This window comes from Sphaerisporangium sp. NPDC049002 (genome assembly GCF_040649355.1).
Taxonomy (GTDB): domain Bacteria; phylum Actinomycetota; class Actinomycetes; order Streptosporangiales; family Streptosporangiaceae; genus Sphaerisporangium.
In genome coordinates this window covers 1-6,278 of record NZ_JBEZFH010000312.1, presented here as the reverse complement: position 1 = coordinate 6,278, position 6,278 = coordinate 1, and the positions used below count along the sequence as shown (strand labels likewise).

The following is a 6,278-nucleotide window of genomic DNA, read 5'->3' as shown; positions in this document are numbered from 1 at the left end:
CCGCGCGGGCACGGTCGTGGCCACCGCCCCCGGCACCCCCTACACGGTGACCGGCCTGACCCCGGCCACGGCCTACACCTTCACCGTCACCGCCCAGGACGCGGCCGGCAACACCTCGGCGGCCTCGAACGCCGTGAGCGTGACCACGGACGCGGCACCGAACACCAACCTGGCGCGGGGCAAGGCGACGTCCGAGAGCGGTCACGTGCAGAATCTCGGGTCGCCCAACGTGGTCGACGGGGACGCCAACAGCTACTGGGAGAGTGTCAACAACGCGTTCCCGCAGTGGGTGCAGGTGGATGTGGGTGCGGCGGCGGCGGTCGGGCGGGTGGTTCTGAAGCTGCCGCCGTCGTCGGCGTGGCAGGCGCGGACGCAGACGTTGTCGGTGCAGGGGAGTTCGAACGGGTCGTCGTTCACGACGATCGTGGGTTCGGCGGGGTACACGTTCGATCCGTCGTCGGGGAACGCGGTGACGATCTCGTTCGCCCCCACCTCGGCCCGGTATGTGCGGCTCTCCTTCACCGCCAACACCGGCTGGCCCGCGGCGCAGCTCTCGGAGTTCGAGGTCTACGGGGCATGACGCCCCCACCGGCTCCGGCCGTACGGACCGTACGACCTCGGGTGGCCGGAGCCGGCCAGATGCGGCTCGGCGGCGGCGTCAGGTGACACCGCCGCCGGTTTCCGCGTCCGGCTCGGCGTCCGGTTCGGCGTCCGGGCCGCCGCTCACTGGTGAAGGCTGGTCCAGACGGCGAGCGCCGTCCGCCACGCGACCAGCGTGATCTCAAGGCCCAGCCGCAGCCATTCCCGTCGTTCACGGTCGGAGTGCCTGCGGTCGTGTCGATTCCGCCTCTCGCCCATCTGGTCCCCCTCTGTCGTTCAGGGCCTGTTCAGAAGGCGGATGATCCGGGCCGGGCTCCGCCTGGTGTGCCGCTCCTCGTCGAGCGTCCCGCGCGGGGATGGGCGAATCCCTGGCCGAGGACCGGGGGGTTGGTCCGCGAGCCGTTTTCGAGGTGCGGCCATGCCGGGCGCGGCGGTAGGTGTCATCTCAGGTGCTCGCGCCGGCGGCAGGAGTTGCGCTTCGGCCGCGGTGCGAAATGTCGCACCTCACGCGCGCGAGTGTTGTCGCCATGATCGTACCCATGAGTAACAGGCCTATAACCTGCGAAGATCCTCCGGCTCGCCGCCGACCGCCCTGCCCGCGCCCGGCTCGCTCTCGTGGTGCGCCCGGTTCAGGGCCGTCACGTAGTAGGTGTACGCACCGGTGGGTGAGGCGGTGGTGTCGGTGAAGGAGGTCCCGCGCGTCGTGCCGAGCAGGTTACGCGCGTCGGCGAGCCGGCACGGGTCCGTCGTGGGTGTGCCGTCGACCCGGTAGACCGCGTACGAGGCCGCGCCGTGCGAGCCCCGCCGCCACGACAGCGCCACCCCGCCGGGGACGCGGGCCGCCGACCTGATCGAGGGCGCGCGCGGCGCGGTCGCGGTGCCGTACGCCGGTACCAGCGCGGGCCTCGCGTAGTGGTCGGCCGCCATCTGGCCGATGGCGCCGATCCGGTCGGCGCGGACGTCCTTGGCGCTGAAGAAGACGTCGCCGAGCACCTCGGGACGGCTCCGGTTGTAGTACAGGTGGTCGCTGAGCTCGCCGGGCCGCTGCCACGCCGGGTCCTGGCCCGCCACTCCGGCGCGGTAGGCGGCCTGCCCGACGAACAGTTGAACGCCGGTGTCCCTCACCACGTCGGCCCACCAGGCGGTGAGCACCTTGTAGTCGGCGACGGCGAATCCGATGTGCCAGTAGATCTGCGGCGTGAGGTAGTCGACCCAGCCCCGCTTCACCCACAGGCGGCTGTCGGCGTAGATCGCGTCGTAGGACTGCAGCCCGTTGGTGCCCGAGCCGAGCGGGTCGGTCGCGGCGTTGCGCCAGATGCCGAAGGGGCTGATGCCGAACCTGACCCAGGGCCTGGCCGCGTGGATGCGCCGGTCCAGCTCGCTCACCAGCAGGTTCACGTTGTTCCGCCGCCAGTCGCCGATATCGGAGAAGCCGCCACCGTACTCGGCGAAGGTCGCGTCGTCGGGTATCGTCTGGCCGCTGACGGGATACGGATAGAAGTAGTCGTCCAGGTGCACACCGTCGATGTCGTAACGGGTGACCGCGTCCATGATGGCGTCTTCGATGAAGGCGCGGACCGAGGGGATTCCCGGGTTGTAGTAGAGCTTGCCGCCGTAGGCGAAACGCCAGCCGGGGTTGCGCCGGGCGGGGTGGTCCGGCGTCAGCAGGCCGGGGTCGGCGTTGTTGGCGACGCGGTACGGGTTGAACCACGCGTGCAGCTCGATGTCGCGCGCGTGCGCCTCCTTGACCATGAACGCCAGCGGGTCGTATCCCGGGTTCACGCCTTGGGTGCCCGTGAGCCACTGCGACCACGGCTCGTGGCGTGACGGCCAGAACGCGTCGGCGGTCGGCCTGACCTGCACGACGACGGCGTTCATGTTCCGCTGCTCCGCGAGGTCGAGCCAGGAGCGGAACTCGGCCTGCTGCTCCGCCACGCTCAGGCCCGTCCGGCTCGGCCAGTCGATGTTGGCCACGCTGGAGATCCACATGGCGCGGAACTGCCGCTTCGGCGTCGCCGGGTCGGTCGGGCAGCCGGCGGGGACGCCACTCGCGGAGGGCGCGGGATCCGCCCGCGGTGCCGCGGGACCGTCGTCCGCCTTCGCGACGGGCGCCAGGGCGCCGGCGAGGACCAGGGCGAGGGCCATCGCCGTGCCGGCGGCGAGCCGCCTGGCGACGCCGCGATCGGGGGCTGCCGGGGTGAACCGCTCACGGCTCGCTCGATACGTGGTCACAGAAGGAAATCTTCAGTGCCTTCTTAGCGAAGTGCAATAGTCTTCAGCGGGTTTCCCTCCGGCGAATGTGGGCCCAGCGCCGGTCCCGATTCCTGGAACGTGCCACCACGGGCGAGGGCGAGAATTTTCGGATACCACCCCAGTAATGTCAATTGTCGACATTTGTCAGAAGTGCTCTTACTGTGACGGCACCCCCCACGCAAGGAGCACCCCCATGGCAGCCCCTCGATCCCGATTAGCCGCATTCGTCACCTGTGTCCTGGCCGCCTTCCTGGTCCTCGCCGGCGGCCCGGCGCTCGCCGCGCCGGAAGGCACCCTTGCCGCCGCCTTCGCCCAGGCCTCGACCGCCCAGGACGTGCCCCGTGACCTGCTCGTCGCGCTCGCCTACTCCGAGACCCACCTGGACGCCCACGGCGGCGAGCCGAGTGCGAGCGGCGGCTACGGCGTGATGCACCTGGTGGCCAACCGCACCACGCACACCCTCGAACGGGCGGCCGAGCTGGTCCGCCTGCCTGTGGCGACGCTGCGCACCGACACCGCCGCCAACATCCTCGGCGGCGCGGCGCTCCTGCGGTCGTACGCCGACGAGGCGGGGCTGGACGCCGGGGCCAGGAAGGACGCGGGCCGGTGGTACGCCGTCGTGGCCAGGTACGGCAACGCCTCCACGCCCGAGGTCGCCCGGCTCTACGCCGACACCGTCTATGAGCTCCTCGGCCTCGGAGTCCGGGCGGCCGGGGTGACGGTCGCCCCGAGGGAGGTCACGGCCGACCGAGGAGCCTACGCCCAGACGCTCGACCTCGACGCGCAGGCCGCGAGCCCCGACTACCCCGCCGCGAGCTGGGTGGCGGCGAGCTCCTCCAACTACACCGCCTCCAGCCGCCCGACGAGCTACGCGATCGACCGGGTCGTCGTCCACGTGACCCAGGGCTCCTACGCGGGCACGATCTCGTGGTTCCAGAACCCCAGCGCGCAGGTCTCGGCGCACTACGTCGTCCGGTCGTCCGACGGCGCCGTCACACAGATGGTCCGCGACAAGGACATCGCCTGGCACGCCGGGAACTGGGACTACAACACCAGGTCCATCGGGATCGAGCACGAGGGCTACGTCAGCGACGCCTCGTGGTTCACCGACGCGATGTACCGCTCCTCGGCCGCGCTGACCCGCGCCATCTGCGACAATTACGGCATCCCGAAGGACCGCTCGCACATCATCGGGCACAGCCAGGTGCCCGGCGCGACGCACACCGACCCCGGCGCGTACTGGGACTGGACCAAGTACATGCAGTACGTCACCGGAGGCGGCGGCACCGCGTGGTCGGTCACCGTCGACAACGCCACCGCCGGGAAGTTCACCGCGGGCGCGAACTGGGGGACCTCCACCTACTCCGCACAGCGTTACGGCGCCGACTACCGTTACGCCACGCCCGTCGCCGCCAGCGATCCGGCCTGGTACCGGGCGGCCCTCCCCGCCTCGGGCGCCTACCGGGTGGAGGTCTGGTATCCGGCCGACGCCGGCTACAACAGCTCCGCGCCGTACATCGTCGCCGCCTCCGGCGGCAACCAGACGGTGTACGTCGACCAGCGCGCCGGTGGCGGCGGCTGGCGGAGCCTCGGCACCTTCACGCTCAACGCGGGGGACTACGACGTCGTCGCGGTGAGCAGGTGGACCTCCGGAACCGGCTACGTGGTCGCCGACGCCGTGCGGATCGTCCGGGTCTGAGGCCTCACGAGGGGCAAGGCTGGAGCGCGCCGCGGCCGAGCCGTGGCGCCTGCGGTCGCGATTTCTCCTCCCGGCTCGCCTGCGGCGCCTGCGCGGAGCCTCTGCGGCGACCAGGTCGGGGTGGACCGGGGGGAGGGCCGGTAGACAGGGACGAGGGTCCTTCGCTCAAGGGGACTTCGACTCTGTGATCGCGGGTCGCGCCGGAGGACCCTTGGAAGCGTAAGGCGATCTCGCCCTGAGTGTCAGCGGCGCGCGGCCGCCTTGCCGGCCAGGTGCGACGCTCCGAGAAAGAGGATCCTCATGAACAACCGCATCGCCCCTCCCGTACTGGAAGAGCTCGACGCCGACGAGTGCCTGAGGCTCATCTCCCCGGGCGGTGTCGGCCGGGTCGGCTTCAACACCCCCGCGGGTCCCGCCGTGCTCCCGGTCAACTACACGATGCACGGCAAGGCGGTGCTCTTCCGCACCGCGTTCGGCGGGCCGATGGACGAGGACCTGAGCACCGGGGTCAAGGGCGTCGAGTTCAAGATCGCGTTCGAGGTGGACCGAATCGACACCGAGACCCGCGAGGGCTGGAGCGTGCTCATCCAGGGGGCCGCGCACCGCATCTCCTCGGAGGAGGAGCTGGCCGCGCTGAGCGACTCCGCCGTGGAGCCCTGGGCCGGCGGCGAGCGGCGGCTGTACATCCGCGTCGACCCCGTGCAGCTCACCGGCCGCCGCATCCATCACTGACGAGTGGCGTCCCGGCTCGCCGGTCCCCGCCGGACCGGCTCGCCGGCGCTCCGCCCTGATGGAGCGTTCCCACCTGAGCCATGACAGGGACGGGCCCACTATCGCCGGAGGACCCGGGGGGAATAGCGTCCAAGGCATGATTCGGGTGTTCCTGGTGGATGACCATGAGGTCGTGCGGCGTGGCGTCGCGGCCCTGCTGGAGACGGAGGACGACATCGAGGTCGTCGGGGAGGCCGGGACGGCGGAGTCCGCCGTGGCGCGCATCCCGGCGCTCAGGCCGGACGTCGCGGTGCTCGACGTCCGGCTTCCCGACGGCAGCGGCGTGGACGTCTGCCGGGAGGTCCGCTCCCGCGTGCCCGGACTGGCCTGCCTGATGCTCACGTCGTTCGCCGACGAGGAGGCGCTGTTCAACGCGGTGATGGCGGGCGCGGCCGGGTACGTGCTCAAGCAGATCCACGGATCGGACCTGGTCGGCGCGGTACGGACGGTGGCGGCGGGCCAGTCGCTGCTGGATCCGCAGACCACCGCGACCATGCTGCGGCGGCTGCGCGACCAGGCGGCCCAGCAGGACCCGCTCGCCGCCCTCACCGGCCAGGAGCGGCACATCCTTGAGCTCATCGGCGAGGGGATGACCAACCGCCAGATCGGCGACCGGCTCCACCTGGCCGAGAAGACCATCAAGAACTACGTGTCGAACCTGCTGGCCAAGCTGAACATGCAGCGCCGTACCCAGGTCGCGGCCCTGGCGGCCCGCCTGAGGGCCGGCCACCCGGAAGGCGGCGGCCAGGGCGGCTGAGCGCCGCCCGTCCTCACCGCCGCGGCCGCTCAGTATCAGGGGCCGCACGGGAGCGCAGCGGCCGGAGGGAGCCGCGGAGTGGTCGGGTGGGAGCGGAACGCACCGCGGGCCGGGGCCGTACACATGTGCCGGGGGGCGCCCCGGAGCGGGAAAGTTGGGGGGCGGGCGGGGGCAGTGTGGGCCGCCTGGGTTTGGGGT

Annotated in this window: 6 protein-coding genes; 4 read left to right on the top strand and 2 right to left on the bottom strand. The window is 71.5% G+C overall.

The annotated features are described in order from the left end of the window. Positions 1 to 580 (top strand): discoidin domain-containing protein (locus AB0B89_RS34100; RefSeq protein WP_358561159.1); only part of this gene is annotated, 580 nt, incomplete at its 5' end. Between the two features lie 143 nt (positions 581 to 723). Here the strand turns inward: AB0B89_RS34100 and AB0B89_RS34095 are convergent. Continuing rightward, positions 724 to 858 carry a hypothetical protein gene (locus AB0B89_RS34095; RefSeq protein WP_358561157.1) on the bottom strand — a complete coding sequence of 45 codons (135 nt, stop codon included), beginning with the start codon at positions 856 to 858 and terminating at the stop codon, positions 724 to 726. A 294-nt stretch (positions 859 to 1,152) separates the two neighbouring features. Further along, the gene (locus AB0B89_RS34090; RefSeq protein ID WP_358561154.1) at positions 1,153 to 2,832 is read right to left on the bottom strand and encodes a family 10 glycosylhydrolase; all 1,680 of its coding nucleotides are present in this window, start codon (positions 2,830 to 2,832) and stop codon (positions 1,153 to 1,155) included. A 214-nt stretch (positions 2,833 to 3,046) separates the two neighbouring features. Between AB0B89_RS34090 and AB0B89_RS34085 the strand changes: the two genes are divergently transcribed. From AB0B89_RS34085 to AB0B89_RS34075, 3 genes are all read left to right on the top strand, one after another. Further along, entirely contained in the window at positions 3,047 to 4,552 is a 1,506-nt protein-coding gene (locus tag AB0B89_RS34085) for an N-acetylmuramoyl-L-alanine amidase (protein WP_358561151.1), read from the top strand. 300 nt (positions 4,553 to 4,852) lie between these two features. Beyond that, positions 4,853 to 5,284 (top strand): pyridoxamine 5'-phosphate oxidase family protein, encoded by a 432-nt coding sequence (locus tag AB0B89_RS34080; RefSeq protein WP_358561148.1) that lies wholly within the window; start codon positions 4,853 to 4,855, stop codon positions 5,282 to 5,284. 136 nt (positions 5,285 to 5,420) lie between these two features. Then, positions 5,421 to 6,080, top strand: coding sequence for a response regulator transcription factor (locus tag AB0B89_RS34075; RefSeq protein WP_358561145.1), 660 nt, complete (start codon positions 5,421 to 5,423; stop codon positions 6,078 to 6,080). Positions 6,081 to 6,278 lie beyond the last annotated feature (198 nt).